The organism is Celeribacter sp. (genome assembly GCF_048270365.1).
In the GTDB taxonomy this organism is placed as follows: domain Bacteria; phylum Pseudomonadota; class Alphaproteobacteria; order Rhodobacterales; family Rhodobacteraceae; genus Celeribacter.
Genome location: NZ_JBLWTA010000006.1, coordinates 224,365 through 239,531 on the forward strand (window position 1 = coordinate 224,365; position 15,167 = coordinate 239,531).

Genomic DNA, 15,167 nt, shown 5'->3' on the forward strand with positions numbered 1-15,167 from the left:
AGCGCTGAGCCTTTTGCCCCTCAGCCCTTTGACAACCGCTCCGGCAGGTTGTGCGCCCAGGCGGAAATCGTCCCTGCTCCGAGGCACACGACCATATCGCCCTCGCGGGTCTGTTCGCGCACCAGACGCACCAGATCGTCTTCGGAGGTCACAGCGCGCGCATGGCGGTGGCCGTGGCGGATGAGACCTGCGACCAGATCGTCGCGCGAGGCGCCTTCGATCGGCTCCTCGCCCGCGGCGTAAACCTCGGCGATGCCGACGACATCGGCCTCGTTGAAACAGGTGCAGAAATCGTCGAACAGGCTATGCAGACGCGAATAACGGTGCGGCTGATGCACAGCGATGACGCGACCTTCAGAGGCCTGACGCGCGGCTTTCAGCACGGCGGCAATCTCGACCGGATGGTGGCCATAATCGTCAATGATCGTGACACCATTGATCTCGCCAACCTTAGTGAAGCGACGGTTCACACCACCGAAGGCGGCCAAGGCCTGTTTGATCTCTTCGGCCTTCATACCGAGATGGCGCGAGACGGCGACGGCGGCCAAAGCATTGGACACGTTGTGATCCCCCGGCATCGGCAGGGTACAGCCCTCGATCACCATATCCTCGGCGGCCAGCACGATGTCGAACTGCGCAACACCTTTCAGATAGGTCAGATTGACGGCCCGCACATCGGCCTGGGCGTTGAAGCCGTAGGTCACGACACGGCGGTCGGTGATCTTGCCGACGAGGCTCTGGACCTCCGGGTGATCGGTGCAACAGACCGCGAGGCCGTAAAACGGAATGCCGGAGACGAAATCGTAGAAACCTTCGCGCAACTTCTCGATGGTGCCCCAATGCTCCATATGCTCCGGGTCGATGTTGGTGACGATGGCGATGGTGGCGGGGAGACGGTTGAAGGTCCCGTCGCTCTCATCGGCCTCGACGACCATCCAGTCGCCCTGCCCCATCCGGGCGTTCGAGCCATAAGCGTGGATGATGCCGCCGTTGATCACCGTCGGGTCGATGCCGCCCGCCACGAGCAATTCCGCCACAAGCGTGGTGGTCGTCGTCTTGCCGTGGGTGCCGGCAACGGCGACGTTGGATTTGAGGCGCATAAGCTCGGCAAGCATCTCCGCGCGGCGCACCACCGGAAGGCCTTTGAGACGCGCCGCGTCCAGCTCCGGGTTGCCCGGCTTGATCGCGCTTGAGATCACCACGACCTCGGCGTCTTCGAGGTTTTCCGCGCGCTGGCCCTCATAGATCACCGCGCCCAATTCCTTGAGACGATCCGTGATTTTCGAGGCCTTCAAATCCGACCCCTGCACCCGATAGCCATGGTTCAACAGCACCTCGGCAATGCCGGACATGCCAATGCCGCCGATGCCGACAAAGTGGATCGGGCCCATTTCGGTGGGGAGTTTGGTTACGCTCGCGTTCATCTTATCGTCTCACTCGTCTGTCGTGCCTTAAATTGGCATCGTTATTTTGTCTTGAAAGCCAGATCTTCGACCAGCGCCGCCAATTCCTCGGCCGCTTGCGGCTTCGCCACAGAAAGCGCCGCCTGCGCCATCATCAAGGCGCCGTCGGGGTGGCTCAGCACGTTTTCGATCTGCTCGGAGAGGCTCTCGGGCGTCAGCTTGCTTTCGGGGATCATGATCGCCGCGTTCGCCTCCACGAGCCCGCGCGCGTTCGCGGTCTGGTGGTCTGCGGTGGCCGCCGCGAAGGGGATGAAAATCGCAGGGCGTCCGATCACAGAGACATCCGCCACCGACGAGGCGCCCGAGCGGGTGATCACCAATTGGCTCTCGCTCATGCGCTTCGGCACGTCGTGGATGAAGGTCTGCACATCGGCCTGAATGCCTTGGGTCTGGTAAAACGCGACCACGCGGTCAAGGTCTTCGGCGCGGGCCTGTTGGCTGATGCGCAGGTTGGCAAGCATCCGCTCCGGCAGGCGCGCGATGGCTTCGGGCACCACGTCGGAGAGAATGCGCGCGCCTTGCGAGCCGCCCATGATCAGGATTTCCATCGGGTAGTCGCCGGGCACAATGTAGGGCGCTGCGTATTTTTCCAAAATCGCGCCGCGCACCGGATTGCCAGTGTAGACGCCCTCGACGCCCTCGGGCAGCGTGGTCGGCCATGTGCCGCAGGCAACCTTATCGACGCGTTTGGCAAAGACCTGATTGACCCGGCCCAGAATGCCGTTTTGCTCGTGGATCATGCGCGGCAGTTTCATCAGTGTCGCCGCCGCCACCGCCGGGATCGCCGGATAGCCGCCAAAGCCCACCACCACGGCGGGCTTGTCGCGCATGAAGTTCGACATGGCCTTGAACACGCCGCCCATGATGCGCGGCAGGACCATCGCTTTGGCGGCAATGCCACCGCGCGCGAAGGTGGCCGAGGGCATGACCTCGATCTCCACCGCCTGCGGGAAGGCGCCGGTGTAGCGCGCGCCACGGGCGTCGGTCGAAAGTTTGACCCGCCACCCCCGCGCCAGCATCACCTCGGCCAGAGACTGCGCCGGGAACATATGTCCGCCGGTGCCGCCAGCGGCGATGACAAGAAGGGGGGCTTGGGTCATTTGGAACCTCTTTTATTTTGTCAGCGGCCGCGACGGATCAGGATGTCACCGATCTCGCCCTGCGGACGGGTGCGGGTAAAGGCAAGCAGTGCACCAAGCGCAATACCAGAAGCGATCAAGGACGAGCCGCCATAGGACACAAACGGCAGCGTCATGCCTTTGGCGGGCAAAAGCCGCACCGCGACGCCCATGTTGATGAAAGCCTGAATGCCGAAAGCGCAGGCCAGCCCGGTGCCCGCAAGGCGAATGAAGGGGTCGCGTTCTTTCAGCAAACGCCAGAGCGAGCGCACGGTGATGGTCGCGTAAAGCGCGATGATCACGAGCACAAGGATCAGCCCGTATTCTTCGGCAGCGACCGCGATGATAAAGTCGGTATGCGCATCGGGCAGCGACCATTTCACGGTCCCCTCGCCCACGCCGACGCCAAAGAAACCACCCTCACGGATGGCGTTGGTGGCGTAGCCGATCTGGGTCGTGGGATCGATCGTCGGGTTCAGGAATCCGTCGATACGGCGCGCGAAGTGTTCGGAGTTGTTATAGGCGAAGGTGCCGCCCAAGACGACGAGACCGGCAATGCCGACCAAGAGCGTCAGCGGCGCGCCAGCCACGAAATACATCACACCCCACGCGAACAGGATGAGAGAGGCCTGCCCGAAATCCGGTTGCAGCGCCAGAAGGACCACGACGAGCGAGGTGATCAGGAAAGAATACATCCGCCCCGGAGGCCCCCCGATTTCAAGACCGGCGGCCATGAGCCAGGCGGAGGTGATGACGAAGGCGGGTTTGAGGAATTCCGACGGCTGCACAGCGGCAAAGCCAAGCGAGAACCACCGCGTCGCGCCCTTGCCGAAATCCGTACCAAAAGCGGGCAGAAGAAACAGCGAGAAAAGTGCCAAAACAAAGCCCACAACAGCAAAACGGCGCACCCGCGCCGGGTCCATCATGGTGATGCCGATCATCACCATCAGCCCGACAGAGCCAAAAAACGCCTGACGTTTGACGTAGTGGAACAGGTCCGTGAAACCGTTCTTTTCGGCCAGAGGCGGCGAGGCCGCGAGCCCGAGCAAAAGCCCGACACCAAAAAGAATAAAGACGCAGGACAGCGTCCATTTGTCGATTGTCCGCCACCAACGCGGCAAGATCGGCTCTCCAACGCGCATCGGCGCCGAGCCATACACCATTTCTGTCATGATACCGCCTACTGCCTCGTTATCATTTTTACGCCCGGTTTTCCGGGTCTGATTTGTTCAGAATAGCGGCTTTTCCGGCTTTGCGCCACTACAGATTGTGGCCTCAGAGCGATGAAACGCCATAAAGGCAGGGATTTGCCGACATCTCTGTCGAGACATGCCAAAACGCGAATTGATCCGCCTTCTTGTCCGTCATCATTGATCGTTAAGGGGAATCCCCGCAAGGTGGCGCTAACTCACCCTCCCCCTCCTCCAACGACGGAGCTTGTCCATGAAAATCGGGATCGTCGGCGCGGGCATGGTCGGCTCCGCCGCAGGCTATGCAATCGCCTTGAAAGGCACCGCGAGCAAGATCGTCTTCGTCGATTACAACGCAGGCCTCGCCCGCGCGCAGGCCGAGGACATCGCCCATGCCGTGCCCTTTGCCTCCTCGACCGTGGTGACGTCTGGGGACTACGCGGATCTCAAGGGCGCAGGCGTGGTGATCCTCGCCGCCGGTGTGGGGCAGAAACCGGGCGAAAGCCGGTTGGAGCTTTTGACCCGCAACGCCGAGGTGTTCCGCCAGATCATCGACAAGGTGCTGGACGCCGCTCCGGATGCGATCCTTTTGGTCGCGACCAACCCCGTCGACATCATGACCCAGATCGCCACGCGGCTCTCGGGCCTGCCGCCCTCGCGGGTTATCGGCTCGGGGACGATTTTGGACACGGCACGGTTCCGGCATTTGATCGGCGAACATCTGGGCGTCGCGCCGCGCTCTGTGCATGCCTATGTGCTGGGCGAACATGGCGACAGCGAGGTGCTGTGTTGGTCCTCAGCGCGCGCAGGCGCGCTGTCGGTGAAAGACTTCGCCGCCCAGATGCGCGTGCCGCTGACCGAAGGCGTCAAGGCGCGGATTGACGACGGAGTGCGCAACGCGGCCTATACGATCATCAATGGCAAGGGCGCGACATGGTACGGCATCGGCGCGGGGCTGGAACGGCTCGTCAGGGCGATCGCGCGCGATGAGCAGACCGTGCTGTCGGTCTCCATCGTGACGCCAAAGGTCGAGGGGGTGCAGGATGTTGCGCTCTCAATCCCCCGCATCGTCGGCGCGCAGGGCGTGGTGTCCGATCTGTTCCCGGAACTGGATGACGCGGAACATGAGGCGCTTGGGGCTTCTGCGCGGTTGTTGAAGAAGACGCTGGATGCGTTGGAGTATTGAAGAGTAAGGTCTGACGCCAAAGGCCATTCAACCAAGGATATTTAAGTGATCAGGACGTTGAAACAAAATATTCAGTGGGCACTGCGAGAAAATCGCCACAATTTCATCCGTGCCACTGTGATCTGTTTTGGTGTTGAACTCTTTTCACTCTACTTACTGATATGGCGTCCTGAATGGTGGGTCGAGTCCCGCCGTTACTCAGCTTTCGCAACTTGGCTCTGTCCGATTATTGTCCCTATCGCCGTTGTCTGGGGCATTGCTACGCTTCAGAAAAACCAAAAGTAACCACCTCACCGAAACGCCGAGGGCGGCACACCCAAGTCTCGCTTAAACGCCGCAATAAAAGCCGACGGGCTGGAATAGCCCAGATGCGCCGCCAGATCGGTGCTGCTTTCGCCCTGCTCCAGCCGCTCGAGTGCGAACAAAATTCGACGCCGCGCGCGCCAGTCGCGAAAGGTCTTGCCGGTTTCCGTCACGAACAACCGCGCCAAAGTCCGCTCCGACGTCCCCACCGCATGGGCGATCTCCGCCAATCCCCGCCGCTCCTCGGGGTGGCGCAAAAAGATGCCCATCGCCGCCACAAGACGCGGATCGCGCCCACCGGGCAGGTGCATGGCCGCCGGTCTTAACCGTCCGATTTCATCCAAAGCCACCCAAGCCAGCCGCCGCACCTCCGCCCGCGTCAACCCGCCCTCGACCATGCGTTCCACGACGCCCCGCAACAGCGGTGAGGTGCGCAGCACAGTCATTTCTTGCGGCAGCCCGGCGCGGCTCACATAGGGCGGCGCGACGTAGAGGTGATGGGTCAGAACGGCAGATTGCGTGCTGAGCTGATGTTCGACATCGGGCGGTATCCAGATCGCGTGTTTGTGCGGGATGATCCAGACATCTTCGCCCGCCTGCAACCGCATCACGCCGTTGTAACACATCGCCAATTGTGCGCGCGGATGGCTGTGCGGCTCGACCGCGTAGCCCCCGCAAAATTCCTCGCGCCGGGCGATGACGGGACGCCCGGGCGTGAGATCAAATCCTATGCCCGTGGGCGGCGCATCAGGGTTTGGCAGATATTCGACATGTTTTGGCATAATGTCGCTCTATCGCATTTCCGACATTTTTACTACACCTTTTCGCAATACGCGCCCGCTCGACGCCAGCGCCCCCTTTGCGCAGGAGCCCATATGACCTATTTCAGAGAAGCCGTCCTTGCGGTCATCACCCTGATCGCGCTCGCGATCGCTATCACCGTCCCCGGCATCTTCGCCGCCCATCAGGCGCTGATTTTCGCCATCGTCCTCGTCACTCTGGGGCTTTGGGCGACCGGTCTCGTGCCCGGCTACCTCGCCTCGCTGTTCTTTTTCACAGCCCTTTTGTTGCCGGGGTTGATGGAACCCGATGTGGTGTTCTCCGGCTTCACCTCGACCGCTATGTGGCTGATCATCGCGGGGTTTGTCATCGGGGCGGCGATCACGCATTCCGGTCTTGGGGCCAAGATTGGCGAAGTCGCCCGCCCGCATTTGTCGAAAAGCTACCCCATGCTGATCGGGGGCCTCATGGTGATTGGCATGGCCTTGGGCTTTGTGATGCCGTCGTCTTTGGGCCGCTCCGCCGTTTTGGTGCCCGTGGGCATGGCGCTTTCCGATATGTTGGGACTTGAGAAAGGCTCGAAAGGTCGGATCGGCGTCGCCGTGATCATCGCCTTTGGCACCAATATGCCCAGCTTTGCGATCCTGCCGTCGAATATTCCGAACATCATTCTGTCGGGCATGGCGGATAAGGTCTTTGGCTTGGAGTTTTCCTACGCCGATTACCTCTTGCTGCATTACCCGGTGCTGGGTGTGGTCAAATCCATCACTTTGGTGCTTTTGACGCTCTATTTCTTCCCCGCCAAAGTTGCCCCGGTTCAGATCGAGTCTCCCAAAGCCACCCCAGCATCGTCGCGCAAACAGATCCTCCTCATGGCGCTCCTTCTGGTCACCATCGGGTTCTGGGCCACCGACCAGCTGCACCACATCAACGCCGCCTGGATCGGCCTTGCGACCACATTCGTCTTGCTGGTGCCGCGTCTGGGTCTTGTGCCGCCGCCAGTGTTCAAAGGCGCGGTCGATTTCGGCATGTTGCTCTTTGTCTCAGGGGCCTTGGCTTTGGGCGCGGTGGTCAACAGCTCGGGCCTGGGCACCATCATTGCGCATCAGGTGGTGGGCCTCCTGCCACTCGCGCAGGGCCAGGATTTCCTCAACTTCTTCTCTCTGTCGACCTTGGGTGCGCTGACGTCTCTGTTCACCACCATGCCGGGCGTCCCCGCCGTGCTGACGCCATTGGCCGAAGAGCTGTCACAAGCCACAGGGTTCTCCCTCGAAGCCGTGTTGATGACGCAGGTCATCGGTTTTTCCACCGTGATTTTCCCCTACCAAGTCGGGCCACTCATCGTCGCCATGGGGCTTGCAGGCGAGAGCACGCGTCACCTGATGAAGATGACGCTCTCGATGTCGGCGCTCACAGTGCTGGTCTTTATCCCGCTCGATTACCTGTGGTGGGTGGCGTTGGGCTGGATCTAAACGGCGACGTCAACCCAGCTTTTCGACCTCTGCCGCGAAGGCTTCGCCACGTTTCTCGAAATTCGGGAACTGGTCAAAGGACGCTGCGGCAGGGGCCAAAAGCACGGTCTCGCCCTCCTCGGCCTCAGCCGCGGCTTTGGCGACGGCGAGTTCCATGGTCTCGCAAATCTCATAGGGCGTGTCGCCGATCTGAAGCGCGAAATCGCGGGCCGAGAAGCCGATGAGATAAGCCTTAGAGACCGATCCCAAGAAGGGTTTCAAATCCTCGATCCCGCCATCCTTGCCAAGACCGCCCGCGATCCAGCGAATACGGGGAAAGGCCTGAAGCGCCTTGGCGGCGGCGTCTACGTTGGTGGCTTTCGAGTCGTTCACGTATCGCACACCGTTCAGCTCACGCACAAGCTGCGAGCGATGCGGCAGGCCTTTGAAGCTGCGCAAAGAGGCTTCGATGCCCTTCGGCGACAGGTTCAGCGCGCGGGCGGCGGCATATGCGGCACAGGCGTTCTGATGGTTGTGCGCGCCGGGCAGACCGTCCATCTCGCGCAGATCGATCGAGGCGGTTTGCTTGCCCTTGCGATACTCCGACAGAAACCCTTTGCGGGCAAAGATGTTCCACCCGGGGCCAGACAGTTTCTGACCGGAAGACACACGAATGAGGCGCAAATCTTCCGGGCTCTCGACCAATTGGTTCGCCAGATAGCGCCCCTCTGTTTCGTCCACACCAATCACGGCACGGTCCGGCCCGCCCTCGGCAAACAGCCGACGCTTGGCCGCGAAATAGCCGCCCATCCCGCCGTGACGGTCGAGATGATCCGGCGACAGATTGGTAAACACCGCCACATCCGGCGTCAAAGCGCGCGCCAGATCGGTCTGATAAGAGGACAGCTCCAGCACGATCACCTCGCCCTCCTCAGGCGGCTCGATGTCCAACACCCCGCGCCCGATATTGCCCGCGAGCTGACAGGGCGTGCCGTTCTCCTCGAAAATATGATGAATGAGCGCCGAAGTGGTCGATTTACCATTCGACCCGGTCACCGCGATCACCCGCGGCGGCGTGTCGTGTTCCATCCAATCGCCTTGGCCCAGAGAGCGGAAAAACAGCCCGATGTCATTGTCGACCGGCACGCCTGCGTCCCAGGCCAGCGCGATCACCTTGTTCGGCTCGGGGTAGAGATGCGGAATGCCGGGGGAGACGACGAGACAGGCCACGTCCTCGAAGGCGCCCGCTTTGTGCAGATCGTGAATGGTGAAGCCCTCACCCTCCGCCCGATCCCGCGCCTCGACGGAATCGTCCCAACACAACGCTTCGGCCCCCCCGGCCTCAAGCGCCCGCGCCGTTGCCAACCCGGACCGCCCAAGGCCCAGTACGGCCACTTTTCTATCTTCGTATCCGAGCACAGGGATCATCGCGCTCGCTCCTTTGCTGTCCAAATACTCAAAAAAGGGGGCCTTAGCCCCCTCATCTCACCGCAGTTTCAGCGTCGCCAGACCAATCAATGCAAGCACCAAAGAGATGATCCAGAAGCGGATCACGATGGTCGGCTCGGACCAGCCCTTTTTCTCATAATGGTGATGGATCGGCGCCATCAGGAAGACGCGTTTGCCGGTGCGTTTGAAGTAGAGCACCTGGATGATCACCGACAGGGCCTCGACCACGAAGAGCCCGCCGACGATGGCCAGAACGATCTCGTGTTTCGTCGCCACGGCAATCGCCCCCAAGGAGCCGCCCAAGGCCAAAGACCCGGTGTCGCCCATGAAGACGGCCGCTGGCGGCGCGTTGAACCACAAAAACCCGAGGCCACCGCCGATCAAAGCCGCCGTAAACACAAGGATTTCGCCGGTGCCCGGCACATAATGCAGGCCCAGATAATCGGTGAAGTCGACGCGGCCCACGACATAGGCGATGGCGCCCAAAGTGCCCGCCGCGATCATCACCGGCATGATTGCCAGCCCATCGAGACCATCGGTGAGGTTCACTGCATTCGCCGCACCGACGATAACGATCATCGCGAAAGGAATGAAGAACCACCAGAGATTGATGAGCAGGTCCTTGAACACCGGCAGGGCCAGTTGGAATTGCAGCTCTTCGGGATGCACCATGGTGGACCACACGGAGGCGATCAAAGCGATCACGAAACCCAGCAAAAGCCGCACCTTGCTCGACACGCCTTTGGTGTTGGATTTCGACACTTTGGCGTAGTCGTCGGCAAAGCCGATCAGCCCGTAGCCGAAGGTCACGAACATCACGATCCAGACGTAAGGGTTATCAAGCCGCGCCCAGAGCAGCGTCGAGACCAGCAAAGCGGTCAGGATCAGCAAACCGCCCATCGTCGGCGTACCTGCCTTGGCGAAATGGGTTTCGGGGCCGTCATCGCGGATCGGCTGGCCCTTGCCCTGACGGCGACGCAACAGGTCGATCAGCGGACGGCCAAAGAACATCGCAAAGATCAGCGCGGTGAAAAACGCCCCGCCTGAACGCATGGTGATGTAGCGAAACAGGTTGAAAAAGTCCCCACCATCGGAGAGGCCCGAAATCCAATACAACATCCGCTCATTTACCTTTCATCCGTGTGCTGCGGCACTTATTCGTTAGAGTGCTGTGGCACTTGTCCCAATTCCCGCAGCGCGTCAACCAGAAGGCTGACTTTCGATCCTTTGGAGCCTTTCACAAGCACCACATCGCCCGGGCCGATCAACGCCGTCAGCGCCGGAACCGCCTCTTTCGCGGTCTCGAACCATTCGCCGCGCCGCCCTTCGGGCAGCACATCGTAGAGCGCGCGCATCAAAGGCCCGACACAATGGACCGCATCGACGGTGGCAAACCACGGCAGCGCCGCAATCCCTTCGTGGATCGCATTTTCCTTTTCGCCCAGCTCCAACATATCGCCCAGGATAGCGATCCTGCGCCCGGTGTCATGCGGCTGGGCCTTGGCCAGCACCTCAAGAGCGGCGGCCATGGAGGTCGGGTTGGCGTTGAAGGCATCGTCGATCAGCTCGACCGGCGCGCCGACGGGCAAAGAGATCGCTTCGCGCGCGCCACGCCCCTCGGGCGGCGCCCAAAGCGTGAGATCGTGGGCGGCTTTTTCGACATCCGCGCCCAAGGCATAGGCGACCGCGAGGCAGCCCACCGCATTGGCCGCGAAATGCCGCCCGGCGGTGGAAAGCGTGAAATCGACATGATCCGTGTCGATCACCGCCACGCCCCGCGTCGAGCCATCGTCCAGTTCAACGGACATAAGCCGCGCGGCGCAGGTTTCGTCCTCGCCAAAGCGAATGCTGTCTCCGTCCCAGGCGCTCGCCAGAATGTCATTCACATCGAGATCGCCGTTGAAGACCGCCACACCACCGGGCACAAGCCCTTTGAAAATATCGGCTTTTTCGCGCGCGATACCCTCTAAGCTTTCAAACGCCGCCATGTGCGCGGGGGCGACCGTGGTGATCATCGCCACATCCGGGCGCGCCAATTCGGCCAGAGGCGCGATCTCGCCGGGGTGGTTCATGCCGATCTCGATGACGGCAAATTCCGTGTCTTCGGGCATGCGGGCGAGCGTCAAAGGCACGCCCCAATGGTTGTTGTAGCTGGCCTCTGCGGCATGGGTTTTACCCTGCTCAGACAGGATCGCGCGCAGCATTTCCTTGGTCGAGGTCTTGCCGACGGAACCGGTGACGCCGATGACCTTGCCTTGAACCCGCGCCCGCGCTGCGGCACCGAGGCGTTCCAAAGCAGGCAACACATCGTCCACGATCAACAGCGGCGCGTCACCTGAGACTCCCTCGGGAATGCGCGAGACCAAAGCGGCGGCGGCGCCTTTTTCCAAGGCCTGCGCGACGAAGTCGTGGCCGTCGCGAATGTCTTTCAAAGCGACGAACAAATCGCCCGGCTGGATCGTGCGGGTGTCGATGGAAATGCCGGTGATCTCGAAAGATGTCGTCACCCGGCCGCCCGTCGCCTGTGCCGCCTCTTCCGAGGCCCAAAGCCTCACAGACCCCATCACAGCGCCCCATCCAGCGCAGAGACCGCCATCGAGGCCTGTTCCACATCGTCGAACGGGAAAATATCGTCGCCGATCACCTGCCCGCTCTCATGCCCCTTGCCGCAGATCAGCAAAGCATCGCCCGGTTGCAGCGCATCGACGCCGCGCAGGATCGCCTCGGCGCGATCGCCGACCTCAATCGCCTCGGGTGCGCCCGCGAGAACCTCGGCCCGGATCGACGAAGGGTCTTCCGAGCGCGGATTGTCATCAGTCACGATCACCAGATCGGCGTTTTCCGCCGCAGCTTTGCCCATCAACGGACGTTTCGTCTTATCCCGATCCCCGCCCGCGCCGACGATGGCGATGATGCGGCCCATGACATGCGGACGCAGCGCCTTAATCGCCGTGGCGACGGCATCGGGGGTGTGGGCATAGTCGACAAACACCGCCGCGCCATTGTCGCGCGTCGCGGCATGTTGCATCCGCCCGCGCACGCCGGTCAGTTCCGGCAGGCAGGAAAACACCTCTTCGGGATCGGCGCCTGAGGCCATGACAAGCCCTGCGGCGGCCATGACGTTTTCGGCCTGAAACCCGCCGATCAGATCGAGGCGGATTTGGTAGATATTGCCCACGAAATCAATGCGCAGGTCCTGGCCGGTCGCGTCGAACCGCTGACCGACAATGCGCAAGTCAGAAGCGTCCGAGCGCCCCACGCGCATCACGTCGATGCCACGCTCGGCACAAAGGCCTTCGAGCTCCATGCCCTTGGCGTCGTCAATGTTGATCACCGCCACGCCATCCTCGGGCAACACGCGGGTGAAAAGCCCGGCCTTGGCGGCGAAATAGGCCTCAAAGGTGGCGTGATAGTCGAGGTGATCCTGGGTGAAATTGGTAAAGGCGGCGGCGGTCAATTCGACGCCGTCGAGACGTCGCTGCGCCAGGCCATGCGAAGAGGCCTCCATCGCGCCGTGGGACACGCCCGCGTGTGCGGCTTCTGAGAGCATTCCGTGCAAGGTGATCGGTTCCGGCGTGGTGTGTGGGCTTGGTGCCTGCCAATCGCCCTCGACGCCGGTGGTGCCGATGTTGATCGCGGGCACGCCCAAGAGCTGCCAAATCTGACGGGTAAATGTCGCGACCGACGTTTTGCCATTGGTGCCGGTGACGGCGACCATGACGTCGGGCTGCGCGCCGTAAAACAGCGCGGCGGCATAGGCCAGCGCCTGCCGCGGGTCTTCGACCACCACCACAGTGGGGCGGTGTTCGGCAATCGCATCTGCGGCCAGACGCGCGCCTTCGGGGTCGGTGAGAATGGCTTTGGCGCCCATCGTGAGCGCCATCGGCACGAAGGAGGCACCATGGGCATGCGCGCCGGGGAGTGCTGCAAACAAATGGCCGGGTTCGACCCGACGGCTGTCCACGGAAAGCCCGGTGATCTGGGCATCGCCGCCGCTTTGCGCGGTCAATCCCAACTCAGATAGAGATTTCATCATAACCGCGCCTCTCTGTTCGCTCACTGTGTCGAGGTCAGTGTTACCGCAGCTTGGGAGGGGGATTCAATCTCGGGACGCAATCCCAAGAGAGGCGCCGTGCGGCGGATCACCTCGCCCGCCACCGGAACCGCGGTCCAGCCGGCGGTGCGGCGCGGTTTCGGGCCGGAGGTTTCGATCGCCTCATCCATAGTCAGGATCAGAATATATTTCGGATTTTCCGCCGGAAAGACCGAGGCAAAGGTGTTGATGGTCTTGTCCGGGTAATAACCGCCTTGGGGGCGCGGTTTGTCCGCCGTGCCGGTTTTGCCGCCAACGTGGTAGCCGGGCACTTCGGCGAAGGAGGCGGTGCCTTCCGGGCTTGCCACCACTTCGCGCAGCATCGTGCGGGCGGCGCGGGACACCTCTTCGCGCACCACACGCGGACCTTTGGGCACGAAGCCTTCGCGTTTGATCAGCGTGGGCGTCACCTGCGTGCCGCCATTCAACAGCGAAGCATAAGCGGTCGCCAGATGCAGCGGCGAGGCCGACAGACCGTGGCCGTAGCCGATGGTCAGGGTCGAAAGCTCGGACCAATGCGGCGGCAAAAGTGGTTTGCCCGAGGGCGCCTCGGAGAGTTCCACCGGCACGGGTTCGAAAAAGCCCAAGGATTTCAAGAAGGCCTGCTGACGCTCCACGCCAATCTGTTGCGCGATATGGGCGGTGGCGACGTTCGAGGATTTGACGATCATGCCCGTCAGGCTGAGGTTCGGGCCGTAGTTGTGACCTTCGAATTCACCGATGGAAAACTTGCCCCAACGGAACGGCGGCGTGGCGGGGATCAACGTGTCGGGACCGGCCAGACCCAGCTCCATCGCCTGAGCGGCGGCGAAAATCTTGAAGGTCGAGCCAAGTTCATAGACGCCCTGCACCGCGCGGTTGAAACGCGGGTTGTTGCTCGGGTCTTTGCCTTCAAAAAACTCGGGGCGCGAGTTCGGGTCGAAATCCGGCAGCGACACGAGAGAGATGATCTCGCCGGTGTTGGCATCCATCATCACGGCGGCGGCGCCCTTGGCGTTCAACATCCGCATGCCGCCGTAAAGCACCTCGCGAATGGTGGTCTGCACCGTCATGTCGATCGAGAGTTGCAGCGGTTTGTCGCCATTGGCCGGGTCGCGCAGATAGGCGTCCATCTGTTTTTCGATGCCGGACTGGCCGACGATTTCGGCGCTCATCACACCTTCGCGACCAAACTTGGTCCCGCCCAAAACATGAGCGGCCAACATGCCATTCGGGTACAAACGCTCTTCGCGCGGGCCAAACAACAGACCCGGCTCGCCGATGTCATGCACCGCCTGCTGTTGTTCGGGCGCGATCTTTTTCTTGATCCACAAGAACTTGCGCGTGCCGGTGAAGTCGCGGATCAGACGCTCGCGGTCGAGATCGGGGAAAATCCGCACCAGTTCTTCGGCGGCGTGGATCGGGTCGATCATTTCCTGCGGCTGGGCGTAGAGCGAATTGGTCACGCGGTTGGTCGCCAGAATGCGCCCGTTGCGGTCCACGATGTCGGCGCGCTGTGCCAAAATGGGCGTGCCGGAGGCTTCGGCGCGCGGCTCTTCGGGGACGGTGGCCGACACCTGCCCCATGCGGGCGCCGACAACGACAAAGGCCGAAACGAAACACAAGCCCAAGACCAAAAGCCGCCCCTCGGCCCGAAGGCGGGAGCGGTCGCGCATTTCCTCGTGACGCAGGCGCAGGTTTTCGCGCTCGATGGCGTCCGGGTTTTCGCCCTTTTGTCGAGCTTGCAACACGCGGGCGAGCGGGCGGAGTGGTGTGCGGATCGTCATTCTTCACCTTCTCCGGCGTCAATCGCCCCCAGCGAGCCCACCACATCGTAGGTCTCGGTCAGCTCCAAGATCAGGTCTTCTTCCTGCGGGAAGGCCACCTGATCGACACGGCCGAATTGTTCGGGTTGAAACGGCAAGAGGCCCAGACGATCAAAGTTGATCTCCGCCAGATCGCGCAGGCGATCCGGGCGGTTGAGATAGGCCCATTCGGCCTTCAACACGGCCAATTCTTCGCGCTGATGCCCGATCTCGCGCTGCAACTGACTGACCTGTCTGAGCACGCGCTGGGTGGCGTAGTTTTCTTGGTAGGCCCAAAAGCCCAACCCCATAACCACCAGACTTGCAACAATAATATAGAACCCACGCAT

Annotated in this window: 12 protein-coding genes; 2 read left to right on the top strand and 10 right to left on the bottom strand. The window is 61.8% G+C overall.

Translation table 11 applies throughout. The annotated features are described in order from the left end of the window. Positions 1–20: 20 nt before the first annotated feature. From murC to ACN0X0_RS10645, 3 genes are read right to left on the bottom strand one after another with little or no spacing between them, the layout of a single operon-like run. A complete protein-coding gene (gene murC / locus ACN0X0_RS10635) occupies positions 21–1,424 on the bottom strand; it encodes a UDP-N-acetylmuramate--L-alanine ligase (RefSeq protein ID WP_417279137.1) in 1,404 nt (467 codons plus the stop codon). A gap of 41 nt (positions 1,425–1,465) precedes the next feature. Further along, the gene (gene murG / locus ACN0X0_RS10640) at positions 1,466–2,563 is read right to left on the bottom strand and encodes an undecaprenyldiphospho-muramoylpentapeptide beta-N-acetylglucosaminyltransferase (RefSeq protein WP_417279138.1); all 1,098 of its coding nucleotides are present in this window, start codon (positions 2,561–2,563) and stop codon (positions 1,466–1,468) included. 20 nt (positions 2,564–2,583) lie between these two features. Next, positions 2,584–3,753, bottom strand: coding sequence for a peptidoglycan glycosyltransferase FtsW (locus ACN0X0_RS10645; RefSeq protein WP_417261577.1), 1,170 nt, complete (start codon positions 3,751–3,753; stop codon positions 2,584–2,586). Positions 3,754–4,024: 271 nt separating this feature from the next. Between ACN0X0_RS10645 and ACN0X0_RS10650 the strand changes: the two genes are divergently transcribed. Beyond that, the gene (locus tag ACN0X0_RS10650; protein ID WP_417279139.1) at positions 4,025–4,957 is read left to right on the top strand and encodes an L-lactate dehydrogenase; all 933 of its coding nucleotides are present in this window, start codon (positions 4,025–4,027) and stop codon (positions 4,955–4,957) included. 290 nt (positions 4,958–5,247) lie between these two features. On the opposite strand, the gene ACN0X0_RS10655 is transcribed toward ACN0X0_RS10650, so the two are convergent. Next, positions 5,248–6,042: an AraC family transcriptional regulator gene (locus ACN0X0_RS10655; RefSeq protein ID WP_417279140.1), complete on the bottom strand. Its 795-nt coding sequence runs from the start codon at positions 6,040–6,042 to the stop codon at positions 5,248–5,250. A gap of 93 nt (positions 6,043–6,135) precedes the next feature. Between ACN0X0_RS10655 and ACN0X0_RS10660 the strand changes: the two genes are divergently transcribed. Next, positions 6,136–7,512 (top strand): SLC13 family permease, encoded by a 1,377-nt coding sequence (locus ACN0X0_RS10660; RefSeq protein ID WP_417279141.1) that lies wholly within the window; start codon positions 6,136–6,138, stop codon positions 7,510–7,512. Between the two features lie 9 nt (positions 7,513–7,521). Here the strand turns inward: ACN0X0_RS10660 and murD are convergent, their stop codons facing one another. The 6 genes from murD to ftsL are packed head-to-tail and all read right to left on the bottom strand — an operon-like array spanning position 7,522 to position 15,167. After that, on the bottom strand, positions 7,522–8,919 hold the full coding sequence (gene murD / locus ACN0X0_RS10665; RefSeq protein WP_417279142.1) for a UDP-N-acetylmuramoyl-L-alanine--D-glutamate ligase: 1,398 nt from the start codon (positions 8,917–8,919) through the stop codon (positions 7,522–7,524). A gap of 57 nt (positions 8,920–8,976) precedes the next feature. Beyond that, positions 8,977–10,059 carry a phospho-N-acetylmuramoyl-pentapeptide-transferase gene (mraY, locus tag ACN0X0_RS10670; RefSeq protein ID WP_219783865.1) on the bottom strand — a complete coding sequence of 361 codons (1,083 nt, stop codon included), beginning with the start codon at positions 10,057–10,059 and terminating at the stop codon, positions 8,977–8,979. A 35-nt stretch (positions 10,060–10,094) separates the two neighbouring features. Further along, complete coding sequence (locus ACN0X0_RS10675) at positions 10,095–11,504, bottom strand: UDP-N-acetylmuramoyl-tripeptide--D-alanyl-D-alanine ligase (protein WP_417279143.1); 1,410 nt, start codon at positions 11,502–11,504, stop codon at positions 10,095–10,097. Continuing rightward, positions 11,504–12,976, bottom strand: a complete 1,473-nt coding sequence (locus ACN0X0_RS10680) for a UDP-N-acetylmuramoyl-L-alanyl-D-glutamate--2,6-diaminopimelate ligase (protein WP_417279144.1) — start codon at positions 12,974–12,976, stop codon at positions 11,504–11,506. Before ACN0X0_RS10680 ends, ACN0X0_RS10675 begins: the two co-directional genes overlap by 1 nt. A 20-nt stretch (positions 12,977–12,996) precedes the next feature. After that, a complete protein-coding gene (locus tag ACN0X0_RS10685; protein WP_417279145.1) occupies positions 12,997–14,799 on the bottom strand; it encodes a peptidoglycan D,D-transpeptidase FtsI family protein in 1,803 nt (600 codons plus the stop codon). Further along, positions 14,796–15,167: a cell division protein FtsL gene (gene ftsL, locus ACN0X0_RS10690; RefSeq protein WP_417279146.1), complete on the bottom strand. Its 372-nt coding sequence runs from the start codon at positions 15,165–15,167 to the stop codon at positions 14,796–14,798. Before ftsL ends, ACN0X0_RS10685 begins: the two co-directional genes overlap by 4 nt.